This window comes from Streptomyces sp. NPDC047525, assembly GCF_040643025.1.
In the GTDB taxonomy this organism is placed as follows: domain Bacteria; phylum Actinomycetota; class Actinomycetes; order Streptomycetales; family Streptomycetaceae; genus Streptomyces; species Streptomyces durmitorensis.
Genome location: NZ_JBEYTL010000001.1, coordinates 56,988 through 81,162, shown reverse-complemented (window position 1 = coordinate 81,162; position 24,175 = coordinate 56,988). Strand labels below are relative to the sequence as shown.

21 protein-coding genes and 2 pseudogenes are annotated in these 24,175 nt (G+C 69.9%); 10 read left to right on the top strand and 13 right to left on the bottom strand.

What is annotated here, in order from left to right:
* Positions 1-60: 60 nt before the first annotated feature.
* A complete protein-coding gene (locus ABZ833_RS00350) occupies positions 61-645 on the top strand; it encodes an MSMEG_1061 family FMN-dependent PPOX-type flavoprotein (protein WP_361038966.1) in 585 nt (194 codons plus the stop codon).
* Between the two features lie 302 nt (positions 646-947).
* Here ABZ833_RS00350 and ABZ833_RS00345 read toward each other — a convergent pair whose 3' ends face one another.
* Complete coding sequence (locus tag ABZ833_RS00345) at positions 948-1,607, bottom strand: hypothetical protein (protein WP_361038963.1); 660 nt, start codon at positions 1,605-1,607, stop codon at positions 948-950.
* 523 nt (positions 1,608-2,130) lie between these two features.
* Between ABZ833_RS00345 and abc-f the strand changes: the two genes are divergently transcribed.
* The 3 genes and pseudogenes from abc-f to ABZ833_RS00330 form a co-directional block, all read left to right on the top strand.
* Complete coding sequence (abc-f, locus tag ABZ833_RS00340) at positions 2,131-3,804, top strand: ribosomal protection-like ABC-F family protein (protein WP_361038961.1); 1,674 nt, start codon at positions 2,131-2,133, stop codon at positions 3,802-3,804.
* Positions 3,805-3,846: 42 nt separating this feature from the next.
* Complete coding sequence (locus tag ABZ833_RS00335) at positions 3,847-4,023, top strand: hypothetical protein (protein WP_361038958.1); 177 nt, start codon at positions 3,847-3,849, stop codon at positions 4,021-4,023.
* A gap of 72 nt (positions 4,024-4,095) precedes the next feature.
* Positions 4,096-4,191: pseudogene (locus ABZ833_RS00330) on the top strand (VOC family protein); the annotation flags it as partial.
* Between the two features lie 40 nt (positions 4,192-4,231).
* Here the strand turns inward: ABZ833_RS00330 and ABZ833_RS00325 are convergent.
* Positions 4,232-5,167 carry a zinc-binding dehydrogenase gene (locus tag ABZ833_RS00325; protein ID WP_361038956.1) on the bottom strand — a complete coding sequence of 312 codons (936 nt, stop codon included), beginning with the start codon at positions 5,165-5,167 and terminating at the stop codon, positions 4,232-4,234.
* Positions 5,168-5,234: 67 nt separating this feature from the next.
* Between ABZ833_RS00325 and ABZ833_RS00320 the strand changes: the two genes are divergently transcribed.
* Positions 5,235-5,888 (top strand): helix-turn-helix domain-containing protein, encoded by a 654-nt coding sequence (locus tag ABZ833_RS00320; protein WP_361038954.1) that lies wholly within the window; start codon positions 5,235-5,237, stop codon positions 5,886-5,888.
* On the opposite strand, the gene ABZ833_RS00315 is transcribed toward ABZ833_RS00320, so the two are convergent.
* Positions 5,876-6,463, bottom strand: coding sequence for a helix-turn-helix domain-containing protein (locus ABZ833_RS00315; RefSeq protein ID WP_361038951.1), 588 nt, complete (start codon positions 6,461-6,463; stop codon positions 5,876-5,878). The genes ABZ833_RS00320 and ABZ833_RS00315 overlap by 13 nt on opposite strands.
* 70 nt (positions 6,464-6,533) lie before the next feature.
* Between ABZ833_RS00315 and ABZ833_RS00310 the strand changes: the two genes are divergently transcribed.
* On the top strand, positions 6,534-7,427 hold the full coding sequence (locus tag ABZ833_RS00310) for an NADP-dependent oxidoreductase (RefSeq protein WP_361038948.1): 894 nt from the start codon (positions 6,534-6,536) through the stop codon (positions 7,425-7,427).
* Positions 7,428-7,728: 301 nt separating this feature from the next.
* The gene (locus ABZ833_RS00305) at positions 7,729-9,198 is read left to right on the top strand and encodes an alpha/beta hydrolase (protein ID WP_361038945.1); all 1,470 of its coding nucleotides are present in this window, start codon (positions 7,729-7,731) and stop codon (positions 9,196-9,198) included.
* Here ABZ833_RS00305 and ABZ833_RS00300 read toward each other — a convergent pair.
* Both ABZ833_RS00300 and ABZ833_RS00295 read right to left on the bottom strand, forming a co-directional pair.
* Positions 9,138-10,835, bottom strand: coding sequence for an amidase family protein (locus ABZ833_RS00300; RefSeq protein WP_361038942.1), 1,698 nt, complete (start codon positions 10,833-10,835; stop codon positions 9,138-9,140). The genes ABZ833_RS00305 and ABZ833_RS00300 overlap by 61 nt on opposite strands.
* A gap of 999 nt (positions 10,836-11,834) precedes the next feature.
* Positions 11,835-12,284 carry a carboxymuconolactone decarboxylase family protein gene (locus ABZ833_RS00295; protein ID WP_361038940.1) on the bottom strand — a complete coding sequence of 150 codons (450 nt, stop codon included), beginning with the start codon at positions 12,282-12,284 and terminating at the stop codon, positions 11,835-11,837.
* Between the two features lie 95 nt (positions 12,285-12,379).
* Here ABZ833_RS00295 and ABZ833_RS00290 point away from each other — a divergent pair, with 95 nt between their 5' ends.
* Positions 12,380-13,258, top strand: coding sequence for a sigma-70 family RNA polymerase sigma factor (locus ABZ833_RS00290; RefSeq protein WP_361038938.1), 879 nt, complete (start codon positions 12,380-12,382; stop codon positions 13,256-13,258).
* Between the two features lie 210 nt (positions 13,259-13,468).
* Positions 13,469-14,623, top strand: a complete 1,155-nt coding sequence (locus tag ABZ833_RS00285) for a serine hydrolase domain-containing protein (RefSeq protein WP_361038936.1) — start codon at positions 13,469-13,471, stop codon at positions 14,621-14,623.
* Between the two features lie 52 nt (positions 14,624-14,675).
* On the opposite strand, the gene ABZ833_RS00280 is transcribed toward ABZ833_RS00285, so the two are convergent.
* Positions 14,676-15,365, bottom strand: coding sequence for a nitroreductase (locus ABZ833_RS00280; RefSeq protein ID WP_361038934.1), 690 nt, complete (start codon positions 15,363-15,365; stop codon positions 14,676-14,678).
* A 101-nt stretch (positions 15,366-15,466) separates the two neighbouring features.
* Between ABZ833_RS00280 and ABZ833_RS00275 the strand changes: the two genes are divergently transcribed.
* Positions 15,467-16,060 (top strand): TetR family transcriptional regulator, encoded by a 594-nt coding sequence (locus tag ABZ833_RS00275; protein ID WP_361038932.1) that lies wholly within the window; start codon positions 15,467-15,469, stop codon positions 16,058-16,060.
* A 13-nt stretch (positions 16,061-16,073) separates the two neighbouring features.
* Here the strand turns inward: ABZ833_RS00275 and ABZ833_RS00270 are convergent, their stop codons facing one another.
* The 7 genes and pseudogenes from ABZ833_RS00270 to rph form a co-directional block, all read right to left on the bottom strand.
* Positions 16,074-17,183 (bottom strand): hypothetical protein, encoded by a 1,110-nt coding sequence (locus ABZ833_RS00270; protein WP_361038930.1) that lies wholly within the window; start codon positions 17,181-17,183, stop codon positions 16,074-16,076.
* A 2-nt stretch (positions 17,184-17,185) separates the two neighbouring features.
* Complete coding sequence (locus tag ABZ833_RS00265; protein ID WP_361038927.1) at positions 17,186-18,253, bottom strand: hypothetical protein; 1,068 nt, start codon at positions 18,251-18,253, stop codon at positions 17,186-17,188.
* 109 nt (positions 18,254-18,362) lie between these two features.
* The gene (locus tag ABZ833_RS00260) at positions 18,363-19,649 is read right to left on the bottom strand and encodes a phosphatase PAP2 family protein (protein ID WP_361038925.1); all 1,287 of its coding nucleotides are present in this window, start codon (positions 19,647-19,649) and stop codon (positions 18,363-18,365) included.
* A 144-nt stretch (positions 19,650-19,793) separates the two neighbouring features.
* The gene (locus tag ABZ833_RS00255) at positions 19,794-20,198 is read right to left on the bottom strand and encodes a nuclear transport factor 2 family protein (protein ID WP_361038923.1); all 405 of its coding nucleotides are present in this window, start codon (positions 20,196-20,198) and stop codon (positions 19,794-19,796) included.
* A 32-nt stretch (positions 20,199-20,230) separates the two neighbouring features.
* Positions 20,231-21,061: an ammonia-dependent NAD(+) synthetase gene (nadE, locus tag ABZ833_RS00250; RefSeq protein WP_361038921.1), complete on the bottom strand. Its 831-nt coding sequence runs from the start codon at positions 21,059-21,061 to the stop codon at positions 20,231-20,233.
* Between the two features lie 100 nt (positions 21,062-21,161).
* Positions 21,162-21,494, bottom strand: a pseudogene (locus tag ABZ833_RS00245) (DUF899 family protein); the annotation flags it as partial.
* A gap of 67 nt (positions 21,495-21,561) precedes the next feature.
* The gene (gene rph / locus ABZ833_RS00240) at positions 21,562-24,174 is read right to left on the bottom strand and encodes a rifamycin-inactivating phosphotransferase (RefSeq protein WP_361038919.1); all 2,613 of its coding nucleotides are present in this window, start codon (positions 24,172-24,174) and stop codon (positions 21,562-21,564) included.
* Position 24,175 lies beyond the last annotated feature (1 nt).

The window sequence follows — 24,175 nt, the reverse complement described above, 5'->3', positions numbered from 1 at the left end:
GTGAGCCTAACTTGTGCATCCAGCAGTCTCTTCGCCCGCTCGCCGACCTTGAGGAACTCCGTGCCCGACGCCGCGACACCCATGACCGTCCCGTCCTCCGGCGGTAACGCCACGGCGCCGCACACCTGGCAGGAACTCCGCTTGGGCGAAGAGCTGACCGAACTGCTCGGCGAGCCGCACCCGATCGTCATCGACAAAGTCCACGACGAACTGACCCCGGACGACCTGGGGATATTGGCCCGCTCCCCGTTCTGCGTCGTCTCCACCTCGGACGCGGAAGGCAACTGCGACACCTCCCCGCGAGGCGACGCACCAGGTTTCGTCCACCCCCTGGACGCGCGCACCGTCGTCCTGCCCGACCGCCCGGGCAACCGGCGAGGCGACAGCTTCCGCAACATCCTCGCCAACCCCCACGTGGGGCTGCTCCACCTGGTGCCGGGCAGCGCCGACATCCTGCGCATCAACGGCCGGGCACGGATCCTGACGGACGCCCCGTTCTTCGACTCGATGACCGTCAAGGGCAAGCGCCCCCAACTGGCGATCGTCGTCGAGATAGACGAGATCTTCCTGCACTGCTCGCAGTCACTGCGGCGTGCGGGGATCTGGCACCCGGAGACATGGCCCCAGGACACGCCCCGCCCTTGATTGAGTGCGGCCGACCTCATGCACCACCGGGTGCACCGGCGCGGGTCTTATTGAACCGGCACGGCCCGCGAACTCAATCAGTTCCTCACAGCCCTGGTCGGTGGGCGGCTGCTTACGCCCGCCGCTCTCGCCGCCATGCGAACCGCGGTCCCGGTGCCGCAGGGCAGTGGCCACCCTGCGGGCACCCGGGACGGCCTGGGGCTTTTCTTCACCCCTCTGTCGCGAGGGGGCGGCTACCTCGGGCACGGTGGAAGCGGCTTCGGCTACCTCGTCCGGAGCGCCACCACGACGGCAACCTCCGGTCAGCTGGTGGAGGTCGTCTCCGGCTGCGGGGCGGCGGGCTCTTCCGCCGGGGTGACCGAGGTGTAGAAGACGGAGGAGCCCTGCTTGGTGCGGTGAGCACGGCCCTTGGCGACCAGTCCCTCCACCGTGGTGCGCACCACGGTGGTCTTGATGGTGCGGTCGGGGAGATCCTGGGCGAGTGCGGTGGTGATCTCGGCGGCGGAGCGCGGTTCGCTCTGCCGGCCGAGGTGGTTGTCGATCAGCTCGACCAGGGTCGGCCCTGCCGCCGGCGCAGAAGGCTTCTTCGCGACGGCCTTGGGCGCGCTCTTGGCCGCCTTGTCTTGGTCCTTGTCTTTGTCCTTGGGCTTGGATTTGGTGGCAGTGGGCTTCTTTGTTCGGGCCGCGCTGGAGTTGTTCGCACTTGCCCGGGGGGCGGGCACCGCCTTCTTGCGGGTTGACGGCTTCTTGACGGCGGCCGCCGGGGTGCTGGGCGAGCCCAGTGCCTGCTGCATGCTCAACAACAACGCGTGGTCCTTCTCCAGCGACTGCAACTGCTCCTGCAGTGCTGCCACTTCAGCCCCGATGCGTTCCTGTTCCGTGCGGTTGGTCTCCAGGTCCGTGGCTACGCGGGTGGCGTACTGGGCCTGCACTCCGGGAGTTTCCGGCTGAACGTCTGACATGGCAGTGACCTTTCGTGAGCGCACGCGGTCGTGCGGGGCGGGTCGTGCCCACGACTGAGCACTCCTGATGGGGGCATTGAGCGCACCCCTGCATGTTGGCTGCCCAACCTGCACCAGCAGTAACTCATGTGCGGTTAGCGAAGGCTACGTGCTTGAGGCCGCGCGCGGGACGAACTGGGCGCAGACTCACCCTCATCTCCACCGGGGACAGGGGAGTTTGCTGCTGTCACTGTGCGCGATCGGTGAAGGTGTCCGGGAGTTGGGAGTTGCCATCGCGACGATCGATGAGGGCTGTCGGATGGATGAGTGGGGGCGGCTGCCGCGGCCCGTGTGGATGAGCGATGGCAGCTGCCGCGGCCCGTCCTGGCGCGGATCACGGGACGCGTGACACATACGAGTGGAGACGAGACGCATCGTCTTGTATGGTGGGGGCATGGCTTTCTACTACTACGTCTGAGTCCGGGCACGGCCGACGCCGCCGTTTCTGCTGCCCGTAGACCCTTCGCATTCCCAGGGAAGCCTCATGCCCGAACGCACCCATACCGCTGTGCCCGCTGCCGTGGCGCAGCTGTCCGTCAAAGACGTCACCAAGTCCTACGGCACCCGAACCGTCCTCGATCAGGTCTCCTTCACCGTCCGCCCGGGGGAGAAGGCCGCCGTCATCGGCGAGAACGGCTCCGGCAAGTCCACCTTGCTGCGGCTGCTTGCCGCAGTCGAGGCACCAGACACGGGCGAGATCACTGTCAGCTTCCCCGGTGGCACCGGCCACCTGGCCCAGACCCTCGACCTCGACCCGGACTGCACCGTGCAGGACGCCGTCGACCTCGCGCTGGCCGAACTGCGCGACATGGAATGCCGGTTGCGCACGGCGGAGGAAGACCTCGGCGAGGCGTCGCAGGAGGAACTCGCGGCGTACGGCGAGCTGCTGATCGCGTACGAGGAACGGGGCGGATACGAGGCGGACGCCCGTGTCGATGCCGCCCTGCACGGGCTCGGTCTTGCCGGGATCACGCGCGACCGTGTGCTCGGTTCGCTCTCCGGCGGTGAGCAGTCGCGGCTCGCGCTCGCCTGTGTGCTGGCCGCCGCCCCCGAGCTGCTGCTCCTGGACGAGCCGACGAATCATCTTGACGCGACCGCCGTGCGCTGGCTGGAGGAGCACCTGCGCGGGCACCGCGGCACCGTCGTCGCGGTCACCCATGACCGCGGCTTCCTGGAGCGCATCGCCACCACGATCCTCGAGGTCGACCGGGACGCGCGCGCGGTGCGCCGGTACGGCGACGGCTGGGCCGGATACCGCGCGGCGAAGGCCGGCGCCCGACGCGGCGCGGAGCAAGCGCACGCCAACTGGCGTGAGGAGGTGGCCCATGCCGAGGAGCTGCTGGAGGCCGCCGGGAGGCGCCTTGCCACCACCGGCGGGGACCCGCGGCAGGGCTTCGGCAAGCATCGCCGCTCGCATGAGGCAAAGCTCGGCGGGCAGGTGCGATCCGTTCGGGAGCGTCTTGCCCACCTGCGGCGCAACCCGGTGGCTCCGCCGCCCGAACCGCTGCGGTTCACCGCGGCCCTGTCCGCGGTGGGTGGCGCGCATCCGGGAGGGTCCCCTGCGCCCGGCTCGGGCAGGGGATGCCCCCTTGCCGAGCTCGACGGAGTACGCGTCGGCGAGCGGCTGCGCGTGGAGGGACTCCTGACGATCGCGCCCGGACAGCGGCTGCTGGTCAACGGCGAGAACGGGGCAGGCAAGACCACGCTGCTGCGTGTCCTTGCGGGCGACCTGGAGCCGGATGCGGGGACGGCGCGCCGACCGGCCCGGATCGGGTACCTCGCGCAGGAACTGCCCGCACGCTCCACGCGGCTCCCGCTGCTCGCCGCTTTCGCTGCGGGGCGGGCCGGTCTGCCGGAGGAGTACGCCGATGAGCTGCTGGCACTGGGGCTGTTCCGTGAGCAGGATCTGGACGTCCCGGTGGCGGCGCTGTCCGCGGGGCAGCAGCGGCGCCTGCAGCTCGCGAGGCTGGTGACCCGGCCCGCGGACCTCCTCGTACTCGACGAGCCGACGAACCACATCGCGCTCGACCTGGTCGAGGACCTGGAGGAGGCGCTCGCGGCGTACCCGGGAGCAGTGGTCGCCGTCTCGCACGACCGCGGCTTCCGCGAGCGTTTCGCGGGGGAGCGGTTGGAGCTGCACGAAGGCCGCAGACGCTGACCCTCGCCCCACCGCTGGCAACTCACCTGGAACGAGGGGGCCATGGCCGATTCCGTGACACCACAGCACATCGCCCGCCGCACTGCCGCCGCCGTGGACGCGGCGGCCCTCGGGTCGTCCCCCGCCCGGCGGACCGGCCCCAAGCGGGCGATCACCGCAGCCGTGCACAGCCCTGCCTTCCGGCGATCGAGCGGCTGCGCCCTGGGCGGCATACTCTGAGCCGCGTCCGCACTGCCTGGGAGAGGAATGACAAGTAGGTTCACCGAGTTGACCGTTGACTGCCACGATACGGACGTGGGCCAGGGTTCAGACCGGAACTGGGTGGTCATGGCCGACCTCGAGGGCAACGAGTTCGACGTCCTGCGCACCCTGGCGCCGCAGAGCTAGGCCGCGAGCGGGCGCGCACGGGCGAAGACCGGCCCGCCTGTCAGCGGACGTCGATGACGGCTTTGCCCGGCACGCGGCGGTCGACCAGTTCGGTGGCCGCCCGTGCCACCTGCGTCCAGTCGGTGCGCAGGGCGACTTGCGGATCCAGTTCGCCGCGCGCGGTGAGCGCGGCGAGCCAGGTGAGATCGGCCCCGAGACCCGCTGAATCGTCCAGCAGGTAGAAGGTGGCGATCTGACGGTTGTGGCGATGGGCGTTGCCGAAGAGGGCCCCGAAGGGGAACTGCTCACCCTCGCCGGATATGTGCCCCGCGGCGACCAGCACCCCGTGCTCGGTGAGGGCGCCGTGCGCGGCGACCATGTGTGCGCCGCCGACGAGTTCGACCACGCCGTGTACCGGTTCGATGTGCTGAAGTGCGGCCAGGTCGGTGACGATCTCATGAGCCCCGAGCTCACGCAGTGAATCGCCCTTCGCGGGGTCGCTGGTCACCGCGGTGACATGTGCGCCGCCCCGGGCCGCGAGCTGCAGCGTGAAGCGGCCGACGCCGCCGCCCGCGCCGGTCACCAGTACCCGCCGTCCCAGGATCGGGCCGATGCGGTGCAACGCCCGCAGCGCGCTGCCCGCCGCGACGGGCAGCGCGCTGATCGGGCCCAGGTCGGCTCCCTCGGGCACCGTCCCGATCAACTCGGTGTCCACGGCGCGCAGTTCGGCCCATGCGCCGTCCGGTCCCAAGGTGACGACGGGGGTGCCGACCGGAGGGCCGGAGCCGTCGGCGGCCGCCTGGACCACCACGCCTGCGGCGTCCCAGCCGGGCACCGTGCCGGCTTCGCCGTCGGGGACGACGTGGTGGACCTCGCCGGAGTTGAGGGAGAACGAGTGGACCTGTACCAGGGCCTGGTGGGCGGTGGGTTCGGGGTCGGCCACCGTGGTGAGAGCGAGGTGTCCGGGTGCCGTGTGATCGATCGTCAGTGCCTTCATGGCGAGAGATAGTGCCACTGAGTGGCATAAGCGCACAAGGGGCAATAGCTGCTGATAGGCTGCGCCCGTGGAGAACGCCCCGAAGGATCTACCGCTGCGTGAGCGCAAGAAGCTGCGGACGCGCCAGGCTCTGGTCGACACGGCCCTGGAGCTGTTCGCCGAGCGGGACTTCGCCGACGTCACGCTGGACGAGATCGTCGATGCGGTGGAGGTCTCCAAGCGCACCTTCTTCCGTACGTTCCCCTCGAAGGAAGACGTGGCGCTGGCCCCGGAGAAGGAACTGTGGGCGGCCTACGCCGCGGACATCGAGTCGCGGCCCCTGTCCGGCGAGCATTTGCTGAGTGCCTACGAAGGTGCGCTGTTCGCGGCGGTCGAGCAGATGGCCGACGGATGGGAACGGCGCTTCCTGGTCAGCCGAAGCCTCGCCGACCGCACTCCGGCGCTGACCGCACACAGTCTGCGTGCATGCTCCGAGGTGTCCGAGCAGGTCGTCCGGATCGTGGCGGACCGACTCGCACCGCACCCTCTGGGCCGCACCGAACTGCGCCTGCTGCTCGACCTCATGCTCGCCGCCTGGCGCTGTGCGCTGGAGACCTGGACCGCATCGGACGCCGCGCGGCAGGACCGCGCGGCACTCATCCGGAACGTGCGCGACGCCTTCGCGGCGATCCCCGCAGTCGCGGCCTTGGCGGCAGGGGGAGCAGTTCCTCACGCACGGTGAGGCTGGTGGGTGACCTCCCAGGCCGCTTCGATCATCTGGAAGATCTCGTCCACCGCGGCCTCCGGGTCGGCCGCCTCGCGGGCCAGTGAATGAGCGTCGATCGCGAACCTCGCGATCGACCGGCAGGCCGTCGTGGTCCGTGACAGGCCGGGATCGGCGGCGATGGCCGTGGCCAGCGACTCCGCATGGCGCACCCTCATCGACGCCTCGTACTCCCGCAGGGCGGGTGATGCGTCGATCATGCGCCAGATCGGGGCGGCGCCGTTCGCCGTGCAATGGCGTACCAGCGCAAGGATCTCGCGGCGCAGCGCGGGGATGAGCGGTTCGTGCGGAGCTCGGTCGGTGACCGCCTGCGTGAGGCGTTGCTCGAAGTCGTAGTCCTGCTCGAACACCAGGGCCTCTTTCGAGGCGAAGTGGGAGAAGAGCGTGGTCACGGCCACATCGGCCTCGGCGGCCACGTCACGGATGCCCACCGCGTCGTACCCGCGTTCCAGGAAGAGCCGCAGGGCGCTGTCAGCGATCTTCTGACGGGTCGCGGCCTTCTTGCGTTCGCGGCGTCCGGGCGGCTCGGTCATGACCTGACGCTATCAGATACAAAGCCATAACCGTTCCAAAACACTAACCGTTAGTGCTACGGTCGGTCGCATGAAGAGAGTGAGCTTCGCCGAGTTCGGCGGTCCGGACGTTCTGCAACTCATCGACGCCGAGGAGCCCCACGCGGGCCCCGGCCAGGTACGCATAGCCGTGCGGGCGGCGGGCGTGAACCCCGTCGACTGGAGGATCCGTGAAGGCCAGTTCCTGAAGGCCCACCCGATCGAGTTGCCTTCTGGCGTCGGGCTGGACGCCTCCGGGGTGGTCGATGAGATAGGGGAGGGTGTCGAAGGGGTCGAGGTCGGCGACCACGTGTTCGGCGAAGGGGCGAGCACCTACGCCGAGTTCGCGGTGCTGTCCGCCTGGGCCCGTATGCCCGAGGGCCTGACGTTCGAAGAGGCGGCCGGGTACCCCTCCGTGGTGGAGACAGCGCTGCGCATCATCCGCGAGGTCGGTGTGCGGCCCGGACAGACGCTCCTGGTCAGCGGTGCGTCCGGGGGAGTCGGATCGGCGGTGCTGCAGGTCGCCCGCGACCGGGGCATCACGGTGATCGGCACGGGTGGGGCCGCGAATCAGGACTATCTGCGCAGCCTGGGCGCTGTCGCGACGACGTACGGCGATGGCTGGGTCGAGCGGGTGCGGCAGCTCGGTCATGTCGACGCGGCTCTCGATCTGTCCGGGTCGGGTGTGATCCGCGAGCTCGTCGAGCTGACCGGGGATCCGCAGAAGGTGATCTCCATCGCCGACCTCGCAGCGCCGGAACTCGGTGTCCGATTCTCCGGCGTGGCCGGGAGCGTGCCGGAAGCACTCGCCGAGGCCTCCGACCTCATCGCGCGGGGAAAGCTCCACATCCCGGTCGAGAAGTCGTACACGCTCGCCGAGGCCGCGGCGGCGCACATCGACAGCCGTGCGGGTCACACGCGCGGGCGCCGGGTCATCGTGGTCTGAGCCGTTGCCTGCTCAGGTCACGGCACCGCCAGTCGAACGCCGTGGCGGCGGTGAGGCTCCCGGCCTGAGCAGGTGGTTCGGCCCTCGAACTCGGCTTGAGTCAGGGCTTGTTGGGGCCGACCCCTACGGGGCGATTCAGGGTCTTGCCGGATGTCGGGCGGAGCCCGCAGCGGGCGAAGATCGAGACCTTGGACAAGCCGAGGGAGCAGGCATCGTGGTGGACGGTCATGGATCGGGTGAGCGGCGCAGCCGGCGCTGGAGAGGGCGGTTGCCCCTTGTCTGGGGTGCAACGCTCGCGGTGATGGTGAGCTTCGTGGGTGTGGAGGCGGCGACCGGGGCGCCCGGCGGACGGGAGAGCGGAACTGCGGGCGAGGCGCGGGTGGTGCCGGGACCCGCGGGGGCGGGCTCGCACATCGCCTGGAAGCCGTGCAAGGAGGATGCCTCGGCGGAGTGCGGTGGCCTCTCGGTGCCGGTGGACTGGGGCAAGCCGGGCGGGGAGAGGTTCGATCTCCGGCTCGCCCGGCGCAAGGCCACCGACTCCGGTGCGCGCGTGGGCTCCATGGTGTTCGGACCTGGCGGGCCCGGGGACTCGGGCGTGCAGCGCATCGTGGACAAGGGCAACATGCGCCGGTTCAGCGACAACCTCCGCAGTCGCTTCGACATCGTCAGCTTCGACCCGCGCGGTGTGGGGACCAGCAACCCGATCCGCTGCTCGCAAGAGCGCCTCGACCGGCGTCCGCCGACGGTCATCCAGAGCCAGGCCGCGTTCGACGCCATGGTGAAGTACAACCGTGGCCTGCGCGAGGACTGCAGGAGGAACACCGAAAAGGGGCTCTTCGATCACGTCGACACCCTCAGCATGGTGAAGGACCTCGACGCGATCAGGGCGGCACTCGGCGAGCGGTCCCTCACCTTCCACGGCAGTTCGTACGGAACGCTGCTCGGCGAGCAGTATGCGGAGCAGTATCCGAAACGGGTGCGCGCCCTGGTCCTGGAGTCAGTGGTGGACCACAGCCTGGGCACGAGAGAGTTCCTCACCACCCAGGCCGCCACGCTGCAGGACTCCTTCGACGAGTTCGTGGCCTGGTGCGAACGGACCAAGAGCTGCGCCCTGCACAGCTCAGATGTGCGGGCCCTCTGGGCGGACCTGTTGGACCGGGCCGAGCGCGGGGAGCTGCGGCACGACGGCATGGTGCTGGCCCCGTTCGACCTCAACGTCCTGGTGATGAAGAAGTTGTACGACCCGAAGTGGGCGGAGCTGGGGGAGTTCCTGCAGGGTCTGAGTGAGAGCGAGCCGGGGACGGAGCGGGAGGCCGCGGAGGCCGAGGGCAAGCCTGGGCCCGCCCTCGGATCCCATCCGTTTGAGATCTTCTGCCAGGACTGGAGCCTGCCGGTTCGTGACTACGGCGACTACAGACAGGACTTGCGGCGCGTCGCCAGGGTCGCGCCGGACATGAGGTACCCCCGAGCCCTGATGTCCGTCTCGGCCTGCCTGGGTGCCCCGGCCCCCGACAATCCGCAGCATCGCCTGAAGGTGCGCAACAGCCGGCCCATCCTCCTGACCAACTCGCTCCACGACCCGGCATCCGGCTACAACTGGGCCACCAATGTCGCCGACCAGCTCGGCCGCAACGCGGTCCTGCACACCTACGAGGGTTGGGGCCACGGGACGTACTCCAGCAGCCCCTGCGCACAGCAGACGATCGACGACTACCTGATATCGACGAAGGTCCCGGCACGCGGTGCGTCGTGCCCGGCCGTCGGCAGATAGCGCGGTGCTCGCCAGGCCTTGAGCCGGTGTTCCACCGCGGCCCCCAGAGACAGGAGCTTGGCGTCCTGGTGGTCGCCGGCCATCAGGAGCAGTCCGACCGGCAGTTCGTTCACGGACCCGGCGGGTACGGAGAGGGACGGATATCCGGCGACGGCCGCGGGTGTGGAGGAGGGGATGACGTCGTTGTCGCCGCGCGCGCAGTCGGTCGTCCAGGCGGGCGGGTTCGTGGGCGCGGTGATGGCGTCCAGGTGATGGGCGGCCAGTGTCTCGTCGATGGAGCGACGGGAGAGGTCCTTCAACTCGGCTCGCATCGCCCGGTACTTGGGGTCGGTGGTCGGCGGCGCGGCGAGTGCCTGCTCGAACAGCTCCTGGCCGGCGAAACAGGTCTGTTCCTCGGGGTGGGTGCGGTTGAACTCGATCAGCTCGGCGAGGTTCCGGGGTCCTTCGCGCGTGCCGAGGTAGGCGTCGATGTCCCGGTGGAACTCGCTGAGCAGCGCCGGGAACTCGAGTTCGGCGAGCCGCGCCTGGTACGGGGGTGTCACCTCGACGACCACCGCTCCGGCCTTGCGCAGTTTCTTCGCCGTACGGGTCATCACCGCGTCGACGTCGGCTCCGAGCGAGGGCAGGCGCCACAGGCCGATCCGCTTGCCGCGGAGGCTGGTTCCGAGGTCCGCCGCCGCGTCGTCCTTGGCCGGGAGGCCGGACGACGGGCCCGGGTCGCTCCGGAGTCCCGGGAGGCCCTGAAGGGCGCCTGAGCGGGCGCCGTCGCCACGCGAGCCCTCGCCACCGCTCAGCACCGAGAGTGTGAGCGCGGTGTCGATCACGTTGCGTGCCATGGGCCCGGCCGTGTCCTGCTCGGCCGAGATCGGCACCACCCCCGACTGGCTGACCAGACCGAGGCTGGGCTTGTGGCCGACGACGCCGTTCATCCCGGCCGGGCACACGATGGAGCCGTCCGTCTCGGTGCCGATCGCCACCTGCGACAACGACGCGGCGAGCGCGGCCGCCGAGCCGGAGGAGGAACCGCACGGGTTGCGGTCGAGGACGTAGGGGTTGTTGGTCTGCCCGCCCACGGCCGACCAACCCGATGTCGGCTTCGCCGCGCGGAAGTTGGCCCACTCCGACAGGTTGGTCTTGCCGAGAATCACCGCCCCCGCCTTCCGCAGCCGGGTCACCAGCGCGGCATCGGTGCCGGGCGGGCTCCCGGCGAGCGCGAGCGATCCGGCTGTCGTCGGCATGTCACGGGTGTTCACGTTGTCCTTGAGCAGAACGGGGATGCCGTCCAGCGGCCCAAGGGTCTTGCCGTGCCGGTGTCTTGCGTCGCTGGCGGCCGCCTGGCGCAGGGCCGTCGGGCTGGTGCGCAGCACCGCGTGAATCTTGGGATCGACGTTCTCGATCCGCCGCAGGTAGGCCCGGGTCAGCGTCGATGAGGTCAGCGAACCGGCCGCCATGCGTGCCTGTAACTGCGGAATCGTCACGGTGTCAAGGTCGACTCCAAGTGCGAGAGGCGACCCGGTCGGCGGCGACGAGCTGTTGGTGCCGTGCTCGGCGTCCTGCGCACCGGCATTCGGTACGCCCGTCAGAAGGGACCCCGCGACGAGGGCGGCGGTCATTGCGGCAATGCTCCTCTTCCCCATGCGCATCAGCGGACCACTCGGGCAGCGTCCGGCGCAAGGGTGCGGGGCCTCTGCAGACTCCCCTTGCTGCGGCAGGCCGCGGATGTCCGAAACCGGCCGGTAGGTGGACTACACGTGCAGCGCCGTTGGGTGGCTTGCCGGGGCGTCCACCGGTGCGAACTGGGGGTCCAGCGTGATCGACATGAAGAGATCGCCCTTGTACCCGACTCCGAGGTCCTCCAGGCGGCGCGTACCGCCGCAACTGCTGCGACGCGGTCCGCAGTTTCCTGGCGTCCTGGTCCGGCAACCCCACGGTGGCCGCCGGGGTCCACAACTCGGGGGACATGGAACTCGAAGCGGACGGCGCTGTCCGAACCAAGCGTTGGCTGCGGAGCAACCCCTCCTCGTCCCTCCTCGGGTTGACCGCCCTCAACCAGTCCGCAGCGCCGCCGGAGCTGGTCAAGGGCCCCTTGGGATCTATCTTGTTGAGCTTCTGGGTGAGCGGACCCACGAGGGAGTAGCCGAACGCGGCCGGGTCGGGGAACTGCTCGTACCCGCCGCCCTGAGTCTTGGGGAAGATGCTCTCCAGGTGGGCCTGGTCCTCCGGCCTCGGCGGCTTGAGCTGCCCCGGGCCGAACTCCCGCACATCATTCACCAGCGCGTTGGACGGCGCCGCGGCCCCGGCCCGCTGCACGGTCGGCGCGTGGCCGGAGCCGCCTCGCGCCCGACGGGGTGATTCCGGACGCGGGCTCCGTCCGAGAAGCGGGCAGCCGGGCAACGGAGTCGGGCCGCTCTTCCCGCTCACTTGCACGCACGACGGGCCACCTCTCTCTTGACAGCTCCTGCCAGGTCTAGCAGCGAACGCCCGTCACTCGGGAGGTCCACGAGGGCAAGGTTGCCCACGCTCGGGCACACATGGGGGAGACGAGAGGAACGTCCTTTCGGGCATGACGCCGAGCGCGTCCACGAGGTCCGGTACGAAGACACTTCGCCGCTGACCGGTTCACGGCCCCGCCAGGCTCACCAGGTCTTGCCTGCCTGCTCCCGGACCGTGCGGTTGAGTCGGTTGAAGAAGTTGGTCAGCGCGATCTCCAGGGCGATCGCGCCGAGTTGCCGCTCGTTGAAGTGGTCGGCCGCGGCGTCCCAGATCTCGTCGGTCACGCCCGGTGCGCCGTCCTGGATGCGGGTGGCGGCCTCGGTCAGGGCGAGGGCCGCCCGCTCCTGCTCGGTGTAGAAGGGCGTCTCACGCCACGCGACCACGTTGTGCAGCCGCTCGGCTGTCTCACCGGCCTTCGTCGCCGCCTCGGTCGAGGCGAAGACGCACGGGCTGCAGGCGTTTATCTGGCTGGTGCGCAGATGGATCAGGGACAGCAGCCGGCCGTCCACGCCCCCGGCGTGAATCGCCTTGTAGAGGTGCTGAATTGCTGTCATCACGTCGGGGTCGGCCGGGCTGTTCAAGCGTGCTTCCATCGGTCCTGCTCCTTCATCGCTGGGTTCATCGGTTACCTGCGCCCTTCCGGGCCCGTCATCACCCATGACGGAGCAGCGCCGAGGAAGGTAACAACATGACTGACACCAGGCCGACAGACCCGATGGCCGAGACGTTCGAGGCCCAGCGCGACCGGCTGCGCGCGGTCGCCTACCGCATGCTCGGATCGCACGCCGACGCCGAGGACGCGGTCCAGGAAGCCTGGCTTCGCCTTTCCCGCCAGGACGCGACGGACATCCACAACCTCGCGGGCTGGCTCACCACGGTGGTCGGCCGGATCAGCCTCGACGTCCTGCGCTCGCGCCAGGCCCGCCCGGAGGCGTCGTACGACGACCGCCTCTCCGAGCTCGTGGTGACGCTCGACGACAGTCCTGCTCCCGAGGACGACGCGGTGCTCGCCGACTCGGTCGGGCTCGCGCTGCTCGTCGTCCTGGAGTCCCTCAAGCCGAGCGAGCGGCTGGCGTTCGTGCTGCACGACCTGTTTGCGGTGCCGTTCGACGAGATCGGCCAGATCCTCGGCAAGTCCACTGCCGCCACCAAGATGCTCGCCAGCCGCGCCCGCAGGAAGGTGCAGACGATCGAGCGGCCGACGAGCGCCGGACGGGAGCAGCGCGAGGTGGTCCAGGCCTTCCTGTCGGCGGCTCGAAGCGGCGATTTCGAGGAGTTGCTGCGGGTGCTCGACCCCGAGGTGCAACTGACCCTCGACACCCCGTCCGGCGAAGTCGTCGTCCTGGGTGCCACCCAGGTCGCGGCCGGTGCGCAGTTGTCCGCCAGTGCGGCCGCATCGGGGCGGTCGGTGCTCGTCAACGGCCTCCCGGGGGTCATTTCCTGGCGCGAGGACGGTGTCCCTGCGTCGGTCCTCGCCTTCACTGTTGCCGATGGCCGGATCACCGGCATCAAGGCCACCGTCGACCCGGACAAGCTCAAGCTGATGGACCTGCCGGGTCCTGCGTGAGTCCCTGCCGGGGCGGGTCCACGACCTGCCCCGGCCCTTCTGCGCTGTTCGTCGCCCCCGATGAGTGCCCGGCCCCACGTCGTCCGCCACGACGAAGCCGCGGTCGGGCCCGCTGCCCTAGCTTCCGGTCATCCGGTTCAGGAACCGGCAACCGCTGTGCCGCGCGGTACGGCCGTTGCCACTGATCGCAGCGACCGAAGGGGTCAGCAGATGGCAGGGCACACAGCACGGATGGGCGCGGTGGGGCTTGCGGCAGCGGCGGCTCTGACCGCCGCTTCGTTCACCTCGCATGCGGCGGCCGACGCCGGCGTGGGACATGCGCGGACCCAGGAGGCCTTGGACGCCGCGGTCAAGGGCGGGGTGCCCGGGGCCACCGGGCAGGTCGATGACCGGTACTCGATCTGGACAGGCACGTCGGGCGTCGGGGACCTCAAGACGGGCGCGCCGCGCTCGGCGGTCGACCGCTACCGGATCGGCAGCATGACCAAGACCTTCGTCGCCACCGTGCTGCTCCAGTTGGAGGCGGAGGGCAGACTCGACCTCGACGACAAGGTCGACAAGTGGCTGCCCGGTGTGGTGGAGGGCAACGGTCACGACGGCCGCCGGATATCGGTGCGGCAGCTGCTCAACCACACCAGCGGGATCTTCAGCTACACCGCCGACCCGGACTTCCTGGAGCGGGGCTTCACCGAGAAATTCCTGGAGCACCGCTATGACACCTACACCCCCGCTCAGTTGGTGGCCATCGCCATGCGCCACCAACCGCTCTTCGACCCGGGCGCGGGCTGGAGCTACTCGAACACCAACTACACACTGGCCGGAATGATCGTCGAGAAGGTCTCGGGCCACCCGTACGAGGACGAGATAGGGCGGCGCATCGTCAAGCCGCTCGGCCTGCACGCCACTTCCGTACCTCGCACCGCATCGTCGATGCCGAAGCCGGGCTCCCGCGCGTACTCCAAGCTCTCCCTGGCGCCGCAGCCGACGGACCCGACCCATGACGTCACCGAGCTCAATCCGTCGGCCGCGGGTTCGGCGGGTGCGATGGTCTCCGGCTCCGGTGACCTGAACCGCTTCTACTCGGCCCTGCTGGGCGGGAAGCTGCTGCCCGCCCAGCAGCTCAAGGAGATGAGGACCACCGTCCCGGTCAGCGGGGCCGGGCTGATCACGGGCTACGGTCTCGGGCTGATGAAGTTCGAGCCGTCCTGCGGCGTTTCGGTCTGGGGACACGGCGGCAACATCCAGGGATCGGCGTCCCAGGCCGTGACCACGCCGGACGGCAAGCACTCGCTCGCCTTCAACTTCAACGGCGACTGGGCGGGGAACAGCCAGGCGGTCATCGAGGCGGAGTACTGCCCGGAGTGAACGGTGTCGGGGGACGGTACCCGACTTCGGGGTGTGTGGCCCGGTCGGCTGTCTAGGCGTGAAAAGCCGTGGTCGCATCGAGCGCGGCGCGTTCGGTCGTGACCCGGTTCACCGGTGCGGCCTCATGGCCATAACCGAAGGAGACACCCACGAGCAGCTTTCCTCCAGTGACGCCGAGTCCGGCTCGGACGGTGTCGGCGTAGAAGCTCAGCAGTCCCTGCGGGCAACTGTCCACGCCGTACGCGGTCATCGCCAGGAGCAGTGTCTGCATGTAGGCGCCGACGTCCGCCGCCAGCCGGGCTCCGCCGTCGCCGGTGACGAACAGGAACGCGACGTGGGGCGCGCCGTAGAAGCGCAGGCTCTCCGCGTCGTACGCCGCACGTGCTGCGTGGTCGTCGCGGCCGATGCCCAGCGCTCCGTACAGCTCGGCGCCGAACGCAGCCTGGCGGTCCCTGTGCACCGGTGCGTACATGTCCGCGGAGTACGGAAAGTCGATCGAGGTGCTGTTGGCGGCGTGGGCCGCCTGAAGGGAATCCGCCAGGCGCTCGCGCGTCGCTCCGCTCGCCACCTCCACCTGCCACGGCTGCGCGTTGGAATTGGACGGCGCGGCGCCGGCCAGCGAGAAGATCGCGCGCATGGTGTCCTCCGGCACCGGGTCCGGACGGAACGCGCGCGTCGCGTGACGGCCGCGTATCAGCTTCTCCGCACTGCCGCTCAACTCGGTGGAAACCGGTCGGCTCATGGGCACCCCTCAATCGATGAATGTAAACGCAGGCGTTTACTTGCGAGGGGGACGCTAGCAGGTGGTTCTCGCCTAAGTAAACGCGTGCGTATACTTCCGTCATGAGTGCGGCGACGACGACATCTCAACGGCGGGGACGCGGCGGACGGGAGCGGATCCTGGTCGCCGCCGCCCATCTGTTCGCGAGCCAGGGGATCAACGCGACCGGCATGGAGCAGGTCGCCGAGGAAGCACCGGTGTCCAAGCGCACGCTCTACGCGCACTTCCGGACCAAGAGCGACCTGGTGGTCGCCCACCTCCAGGACCTCGCGACCTCGGGAGTCACCCTGGAGAGCGTGCTGACCCGCGAGGACATCCCGCCGCGAGAGCGGATCCTCGGACTCTTCGGCCCGCTCGCGACGGACAAGGATCCGGTGCGCGGGTGCCCGTTCATCGATGCCGCGGCGGAGTTCCCCGACCCGGCGAGCGCGGTGCACTCCTACGCCCGCGAACAGAAGCTTCGGATGGTGGGGCTGGTCACCGCCCTGGTGGCGGAACTGGGCTGCCGTGAACCCGCCGAACTCGCCGAGCAGCTGGTCACCCTCGCGGACGGCGCGGCCAGCCGAGCCATGGTCCTCGACGAAGCTGACTACGGCCGCCACGCACGGGCAGCAGCGGCGATCCTCCTCGAACGCGCCCTGCCCGACGCGAGTTGACCGGGAAGCCGCCTCAGCCGAACCGCAGGATGCGTGGGGCGAAGGTGCCCTCGGGACCGGCGGCGCGGCCGACCGACCACACCGTCGCGGCGCCCGGCACCGGCGTAAGCCGCAGGTCCGAGGAGTCGCCCTCGCCGGCCACCGCCGGTTCGCCGTACTCGGTGAACGACTTGCCGTCCCAGGCAAGGAAGTCCGGCCCGGGGACGAGCGGCGGAGTACTGCCCGGCGGGCCCCACTTCTGCGAGCGGGTCACCGAGACCCAGCCCAGCTCGCCGGAGGCGGCGGGCGCGAGTGAACTGATGAATCCGAAGTCGGCGGGCGTGGTCACCCGGTTCCACTCCTGCCCGTCGAAGCGGACCAGCAGCGGCGGAATCGGCTTGCCCGGCGGGCCGCCGACGAACCCGTCCGTGCCACCCGCCCACACCTCCGTCGGCGAGACCGCCAGCACACTGCTCACGGCCGACCGCGGGAACCCGTTCACGACGGTCTGCTGCCATGCCTTGCCGTTCCAGTGCGACACGGCCGCACTCGAATCGGTGGCGCCCGCGGCCCAGACGTCGTCGGCCGCCACGATGTGCAGGCCGTACACGTATCCCGGCGGCACGGGCACGTCCCGCCAGCCGCGCCCGTCCCAGCGCAGCAATGCCTGCGCGTTGTCCCGCGAACCGATCAGCCAGGTCTCACCGCCGCCCGCGACGACCTTGGTCAGCACGACACCGCGCGGCGGCCGGCTCTCGGACCAGGCGGTGCCGTCGAAGCGGAGCAGACGGGAGGTGCCCGCAGAGTCGCGGCCGACCGCCCAGACCGCGGCCTGTGAGGTCGCGGCGATGGACAGCAGCTCTCCCTGCCAGCGGATCCCGGGCAGACTCTGGCGCTTCCACTCGGTTCCGTCCCACCGCAGCACCAGCGGGAAGCCCGGCGCCTCGCGGCCGACGGCGTCGGCACCCACCGCCCATGCTTTGCCGGGCCCGAACGCCACGGCTTCGTTCAGCCCGGCCTGCGGGCGGACCTGGGCCGGGACCGGAACGTGTTGCCAGGACCGGGTCTCCGCCGCGGCCGAGGCCAGGACGGTCACGATGGTCATGGCGACGGCGAGAGCCGCGACGAGAAGTCTGCGTGCCATGGTCAGCCTCCCAGCCGCTCGCTCATCAGGTTCGGTTTCGAGCCGTAGATCTCGACGGTGCCGAAGGACAGCAGCGACGACCCTGCCTTCGCCAGTACACGCGGCTTGACGTCGATCGCGTTCGTGCGCTCCGGGCCGTAGGAGAAGGTGGTGCGGGCGCCGTCCACCCGCGCGTACTTCGACTGGAAGGCGCGGTCGCTGCGCACCGGCAGCCACAGGGCGCCGTCCGGACCGCGGACCATGGCCTCGGTGTAGGTGTCACCCAGTGGTGGGTGAGTGGTGCGCCAGGCCTGCCCGTTGAAGGTCATCAGGTAGGTGCGGGCCACGCCGTCGGTGTACTGGCTGCCGCCGATCGTGACCCGGCCGGACGGTTCGTGCAGGATCGTGTGCACGTTGCTGTTGGGCGGCAGCGGCACCTTCGCGTCCCGCCACGCCGTGCCGTTCCAGCGCAGGACGCTGGTCCCGGTGCTGGTGTCCGCCCAGGCCCAGGCGTCGGTGGCAGTGCGCGCGTTGATCCCCATCAGGTACAGCACACCGTCCGGAGCGGACTGGGTGGTCCAGCCGGAACCGTCGTAGTGCAGCACCTTCAGCCCCGTGTCGTCCTCGCCGACCACCCACGCGGCACCCGGAACCGCGGTGAAGTCCTGGTAGGTCCACAGGGTCTGCGGCAGCGGGACGGTACTCCACCCTCCCGCCGACCGGCGCAGGATCTCCCCCGCGCCCTCGCGGTTGTGGAAGATCCACACCTCCTCGCCGACGAACTGCACCTTGCCGAGCCAGCCCGGCTCACCGGCGCCGGGGAAGCCGGTGTCCCGGCTCCACGCCTTGCCGTCCCACCGGTACAGCATCGGCCGCAGTCCATCGGCGGCGTGCTCGTAACCGGTCGCCCACGCCTCGCCCGGACCCCGGGAGGCGAGGTCGGACACGGTCACCGGCGGGGCCGCGGCCGGCACCGGCAGCGCCGACCAGCCCGGCCGCACGGCAGCGGCGGGTGTCACAGCGGCGGCCGGCGACACGGCTGCGGCCAACGCGATCACCAGGCAGACAACGACCGCACGGAGACCGTTCACGAGACCCCCCAGGGCACACGAAGGTCGCAGAGCCTAGGGGCCTTCACCCACCCGTGAACAGACTGCATCCGGCCGACTGATCGCCGAAGGAACAGCCTCGTCCGCGTCTTCAGGCCAGTTCGGGTTGTGGCTCTGGCCGGAGCGCTGGTGCGGCCTTCGGCTCCCACAGCCTGGTGGTCCGTACGTAGGCGTAGATCACCGATGTCATGGCCAGAACGAGGAGTGGTCCGGACACCTCAGGATGCCTGGCCATCTCCACCGGCAGATAGCGGTACGAGACCAGGAGTGCGGCGAAGACCGTCGTGCCGTAGAGGACCAGCTGAACGCCTTGCCGGTCCCAGCCGCGGTCGAGCGCGCGCAGACCGGCCTCGACCGTGAGGGCGAACACCACGCCGACAAGGAGATCCACGCCGTAGTGGTAGCCGAATCCCAGCGTCGCGCCGAGCGTGGCCATCAGCCAGAACGTGCCTGCGTAGCGCAGAAGTCGTGGGCCCTTGCGGGAGTGGATGAAGATGGCGGTGGCCCACGCCGTGTGCAGGCTGGGCACGCAGTTGCGCGGGGTGATCCCGTCGTACGTCACCGGGTGCGGAACGCCGACCGCCGGTGGCGTGTGCGGCCACAGGTCGGCCACCGCCCACTGCACGCCGCCGGTGCCTGAGGTGCCCGGGCCGTAGGCGAAGATCGGTCCGACCACCGGGAAGATCATGTAGATGGCCGGTCCGAGGAGGCCGATGACCAGGAAGGTGCGCACCAGATGGTGGCGCGGAAAGCGCCGCTCCGCTGCCACGTTGCGCAGCTGGTACAGGGCGACGACGATCGCTGCCACCGCGAGCTGGGCGTAGACCAGGTCGAGAACATGGGTGCTGACCGGTCCCGAGGCCTTGAGTATCCGGCCTGCCAGCCACGAGGGATTGCCCAGCGCGTGATCGGCGGTGGCCACGTACTGGTCGAGCACGGTCGGGCGGGTCTTCGCGGTGATGAGCAGCCACGTGTCACCGGTCTTGCGGCCGGCCACGAGGAGCAGGCCGAGGCCGACACCCTTGAGGAGCAGGACACGTTCCTGGCCGGTGCGGCGCGTGATCGCGATGACCCCACAGCCCAGCATCACCCACAACGCGCCATTGCCGAAGAAATGACCGTCCGGCACCTCGGCGTCGACCGCCCACCGCACCAGGACGAAGACGGCGTCGATGCCGATCGCGGCACCGGCGGCGATGAAGCGTTGCCGCCAGGTGAGCACCACCATCATCAGGGCCAGACCGCCGTACAGCGGACCCGGCTTGGGGGCGAAGATCACCTCTCGCACCTGGTTGGTGATCGGCCCGGGTACGCCGCCGTAGCGACGCGCGGCGATCTCCAGCGCGACGAGGAACCCGAGGGCCACCACGCACGCCATGGCCCACAGGGTGGTCCGTGGTGGGCGCCACGGGGTGAACTTGATCTTGCGGCGTATTCGTGAAGAAGCCCGCGCAACTATAGGTAGCAATTATTTGACCGATTTATTCAGAAGACCCACGAAGGGCGAGCTGCCGGTGGACGATCAGTCCTCGAAGTAGGCCTTGGCGACGGCGTAGGTGTCCTCGTAGAGGTGGTAGCGGGTGATCCGCCCGTTCCGGACCGTGGTGTGCAGGGCGAACGCGGTGTCGATGTCCCGGCCCGTCTTCTTCACCTCGGAGACCATGCGCCCGATGAGCACCACGTCGTCGCCCTCGGCGATGACCTGGCGGAGGTCGAACTCCTTGGCCTGCACATGGGTCTGCAGCAGCTCGAAGAACGTCCGCATGCCCTGCGCCGAGTCGACCTCCGGCACCCACGGAATGCCCGGCGGGTGCGGGACGGAGAACGACACCGAGTCGGCGAACAGCGCCGCCGCCTCCGCACTCCTGCCCTCGGCGAGCAGCGGGAACAGGCGCTGCACGGTCTGCGTCGGTGACTCAGCTGTCATGTCTGTCGACCTCACGGATCGGACGGGCGGGCTCAGGGGGCGATGGGCAGTTGGCGCTTGTGCTCGGTGAGACGGTAGCGGCCGGTGATCGTTTCGAAGGCCCGCTCGTCCACCGGCTTGCCCTCCAGGAAGTCGTCGATGTCGTCGTAGGTGACCCCGAGCGCGTCCTCGTCGGCCTTGCCCGGGTCGAGGGTCTCCAGGTCGGCCGTCGGGGACTTCCACACCAGCTCGGCGGGCGCACCCAGCGTCTCCGCGACGGCGCGCACCCGGCGCTTGGTCAGGCCGGTCAGCGGGACCAGGTCGGCGGCGCCGTCGCCGAACTTGGTGAAGAAGCCGGAGACCGCCTCCGCGGCGTGGTCGGTCCCGACGACCAGGCCGCCGTGCGCACCGGCCACCGCGTACTGGGCGATCATGCGCTGCCGGGCCTTGATGTTGCCGTGCACGAAGTCCTGGTGGTGGGCGTCGCGGAAGCTCACGCCGGCGGCCAGCGCAGCCTCGAGCGCGGCGTCGCTCGCGGGCTTGATGTCCACGGTCAGCACGTGGTCGGCCTGGATGAAGGAGAGCGCGAGCTGCGCGTCGTGCTCGTCGGCCTGGGTCCCGTAGGGCAGCCGCATCGCGTAGAACCGCGCCTCGTGCCCGGCGGCCCGCGCCCGCTCGACGGCGAGCTGGCACAGCCGGCCTGCGGTGGTGGAGTCGACGCCGCCGCTGATGCCGAGCACGAGGGAGCGCAGACCCGACGAGGTCAGCCGCTCGGCCAGGAAGGCGGCCCGGCGCTCGATCTCCCGCTCGGCCTCGAAGGTCTCGGCGACCTGCAGTGCCTGGGCGATCTCCTGCTGCAGGGCGATGGACGCCGACTCGCTCACGTCTGCTCCTTGTTCCGGTTCACGATGTGCTCTCGCGGAACCCTAGCCTGGGGCGCTGCCGCGGGCGCCGTCGGCCGTGTCCGGGGGCTGGTCGAGAGCTTCAGGACGCCCCCGGGCCGTGGCGTGCGGCGATGCCCTCGGAGCCGGCCCACCGGCTGTAGGTGGGGGACTTCGGCCAGCCCTCGGGCGAGTCCTGCCACTCCTCCTGGCGTCCGTACGGCAAGAGGTCGATCAGCGCGAAGGTGTGACTGAGCTGCTCGGTTCCCCGGCCGCTGGTGTGCCAGGTGCGGTAGACGGTGTCGCCGTCACGCAGGAAGACGTTGACCGCGAATCCGCCGCCGGGCGGCGCGCCGACGTCGGTGCCGGGCCTGCCGTCGAAGATGTCGGCCAGCCGGGCCGGTCCTTCCTCGCCCTCGAGGGTGTAGTCGGGCATCGCGGTACAGCGCGGTGTGTACGTACAGACCGCCCCCGTTCGCCGAACTCATCGACCTCCCGCCATTTCAGGGCAGGATCTCGACGTACCCCTCGGTTCCGTGCACGCGGATCCGCTGCCCGTCCCGGATCAGCCGGGTGGCCTGCTCCACGCCCACGACGGCCGGCAAGCCGTACTCCCGAGCGATCACCGCGCCATGGGTCATCAGTCCGCCCACCTCCGTCACCAGGCCCGCGATCCCGACGAACAGCGGTGACCAGCTGGGGTCCGTGAAGGTCGTGACCAGGATGTCGCCCGCTTCGAGATCGGCCTGCGCCATGTCGAGGATGACGCGGGCCCTTCCCTCGATGGTCCCGGCGGAGACAGGGACGCCGATCAGGGCGCCGGCCGGAGCGTCGTCGCGCCGGTACGCCCCGGAGACGGCCTCGCCGTCCGATGTGAGCACGCGCGGAGGGGTGAGCGCGTGGTACGACCGGAACGCCTCCTTGCGCCCCTGGATGAGCTGTTCGTCCACCTGATGCGAGCGCACGACGTCGTGGAGCTCCTGGAACGTGAGGCAGAAGATGTCCTCCCGCTCACGAAGCACGTCGGCCTGCACGAGACGCCCGGCTTCTTCCAGCAGGGCCTGCTTGTAGAGGAAAGTGCGGCTGACGATGCCGTACTTCGGGTACTCCCGGTATCCGACGAAGGCTCTGACCTGGTCGATCATCCGCTTGGTCTCGTCGGCCTTCTGGTCCCCGTCCGGCAGTTCCCGCAAGCGGGACAACACCTCCTGCTCCTTCTTCAGCGCCTTCTGCCGCCCTTGCTCGAAGTGCCGCTCGGCGGCGCCCGGTTCGAAGTTCCTGACGTTGTCGAGGATCACGGGCACGAGCGTGGAGGGACGCTCGCGCCACCGTGGCCGCGTGATGTCGATCTCGCCGGCGCAGCGCATGCCGTACCGGTCGAGGTAGGCCTCGATGGCGTCGCGTGCCTCGGCCCCGCCCGTGAGCTTCGCCAGTTCGTCCAGGAAGCCCTCGTCCTCGACGCCCCGCAGGAACGCCACCACCTCCGGGCGCGGGCGGATCACGTCCGCGACGTCGAGCAGCGCGAGCCCCATCTCCGAGGTGACGTTGTCGGGGGCGGACAGCGTGAGGGTGTCAGCCGCGTTCTTCTCGCCCAGCCACTCCCGCAGCTTGTCGTTGAGCCACCACGTGGCCTCCATCCCCGCCATGATCGCCTGAAAGTTCAGCGGATCGCTGAGGACCCGCTTGTGCTCCTTGAAGGCCTCCAGCAGGAAGTCGAACAGCGCCGGTCCGGTCTTCGTACGGATGTCGCGTTCCAGGGCGGCGATGGATGCCTGGCTGCGCTCGATCAGCTCGGTGATGACGGCCGGATCGGTGGCGGTGGGGGTGGGCGCTCCGCCGGGCGGTGGCCCGACAGGGCTCGCGTCGGGGGCATCGGGGAGCAGTGGGACGAAATCGTCGCGGTCAAGGACGGTCTCCAGAGCGTCCCTGATCAGCGGATCGCCTTTCCCCATGACATCCAGGAGGGCGGCGCGGCTCGCGGGCGAGGACAGACGCCCGGTGACGTCGACGAACAGCCTCCCGGCGGCCGCGTGCATCGGCACCATGGCGGTCAGCTGCCACATGGAAAGCCCGAGGGGCTTCATGGGGTCGGTCATCATCTGCTGGTGGCCGACGGAGACGTAGACGTGATTCTCCTGGTCGCCGGTCTCGGGGACGGGGACGGGGAACAGCGTCGTGATCGGCCGGCTCTGCACGATCTGGAAGCCGTCGTCGACCAGGCACCATTCGATGTCCTGCGGGCGGCCGAAGTGCGCTTCGATCCGCCGCCCGAGCTGCACGAGCCGCACGGCCTGCGCATCCGTCAGCGCCGGCTGCTCCTGCCGCTGCGGGTCGATGGCCACTTCCTGCGTACCGCCGGTCGGCAGGGCGTGAACGGCCCGCTGTTTGGCGGCGATCGTCTTGGCGACGACTTCTCCGTGGCGCACCTTGAAGACGTCCGGGTTCACCAGGCCGGAGACCAGGGCCTCGCCGAGGCCGAAGCCGGCGTCCACGGTGGCCACCTTCCGATTGCCCGTGACGGGGTCGGCCGTGAACAGGATGCCGGACGCGTGCGGGAAGACCATCTGCTGCACGACCACGGCCATGTGGACCGTGCGGTGGTCGACGCCGTTGCGCTGGCGGTAGGTCACGGCCCGCTCGGTGAACAGCGAGGCCCAGCACCGGCTGACGTGACGGAGGATCGACGTCGGACCCACGACGTTCAGGTACGTGTCCTGCTGGCCGGCGAAGGAGGCCGTCGGCAGGTCCTCCGCCGTCGCGCTGGAACGGACGGCGTAGGCGGCCTGCTCGCCGGACCGGGCGAGCGCACGGGTGATCGCCGCCGCGAGATCGTCCGGGACGTCGATCCCTCCGATGGTCCTGCGGATCTCCGCGCTGAGGGTGCGGAGCGCATCGCGGTCGTCCGGGTCCAGGCGCGCAAGCCGGTCGAGCTGATCGCCCATCGACGGCGCTGCCGCCAGGATCCGCCGGAAGGCGTCGGTCGTCACGCAGAAGCCGGCCGGCACGCGGATGCCTTCGATCCTCGAAAGACCGCCCAGATGCGCGCCCTTGCCGCCGACGACGGCGACCTGCATCTCGTCGACCTCTTGAAGATCCACCACGTAACGCTCGATCACT

Excerpts from the sequence above, each read along its gene's own strand:
- ABZ833_RS00345 (WP_361038963.1), bottom strand. The coding sequence starts at position 1,607 with ATGTCAGACGTTCAGCCGGAAACTCCCGGAGTGCAGGCCCAGTACGCC.
- abc-f (WP_361038961.1), top strand. The coding sequence starts at position 2,131 with ATGCCCGAACGCACCCATACCGCTGTGCCCGCTGCCGTGGCGCAGCTG.
- ABZ833_RS00335 (WP_361038958.1), top strand. The coding sequence starts at position 3,847 with ATGGCCGATTCCGTGACACCACAGCACATCGCCCGCCGCACTGCCGCC.
- ABZ833_RS00325 (WP_361038956.1), bottom strand. The coding sequence starts at position 5,167 with ATGAAGGCACTGACGATCGATCACACGGCACCCGGACACCTCGCTCTC.
- ABZ833_RS00315 (WP_361038951.1), bottom strand. The coding sequence starts at position 6,463 with ATGACCGAGCCGCCCGGACGCCGCGAACGCAAGAAGGCCGCGACCCGT.
- ABZ833_RS00310 (WP_361038948.1), top strand. The coding sequence starts at position 6,534 with ATGAAGAGAGTGAGCTTCGCCGAGTTCGGCGGTCCGGACGTTCTGCAA.
- ABZ833_RS00305 (WP_361038945.1), top strand. The coding sequence starts at position 7,729 with ATGGTGAGCTTCGTGGGTGTGGAGGCGGCGACCGGGGCGCCCGGCGGA.
- ABZ833_RS00300 (WP_361038942.1), bottom strand. The coding sequence starts at position 10,835 with ATGGGGAAGAGGAGCATTGCCGCAATGACCGCCGCCCTCGTCGCGGGG.
- ABZ833_RS00295 (WP_361038940.1), bottom strand. The coding sequence starts at position 12,284 with ATGGAAGCACGCTTGAACAGCCCGGCCGACCCCGACGTGATGACAGCA.
- ABZ833_RS00290 (WP_361038938.1), top strand. The coding sequence starts at position 12,380 with ATGACTGACACCAGGCCGACAGACCCGATGGCCGAGACGTTCGAGGCC.
- ABZ833_RS00285 (WP_361038936.1), top strand. The coding sequence starts at position 13,469 with ATGGCAGGGCACACAGCACGGATGGGCGCGGTGGGGCTTGCGGCAGCG.
- ABZ833_RS00280 (WP_361038934.1), bottom strand. The coding sequence starts at position 15,365 with ATGAGCCGACCGGTTTCCACCGAGTTGAGCGGCAGTGCGGAGAAGCTG.
- ABZ833_RS00275 (WP_361038932.1), top strand. The coding sequence starts at position 15,467 with ATGAGTGCGGCGACGACGACATCTCAACGGCGGGGACGCGGCGGACGG.
- ABZ833_RS00270 (WP_361038930.1), bottom strand. The coding sequence starts at position 17,183 with ATGGCACGCAGACTTCTCGTCGCGGCTCTCGCCGTCGCCATGACCATC.
- ABZ833_RS00260 (WP_361038925.1), bottom strand. The coding sequence starts at position 19,649 with ATGGCGTGCGTGGTGGCCCTCGGGTTCCTCGTCGCGCTGGAGATCGCC.
- ABZ833_RS00255 (WP_361038923.1), bottom strand. The coding sequence starts at position 20,198 with ATGACAGCTGAGTCACCGACGCAGACCGTGCAGCGCCTGTTCCCGCTG.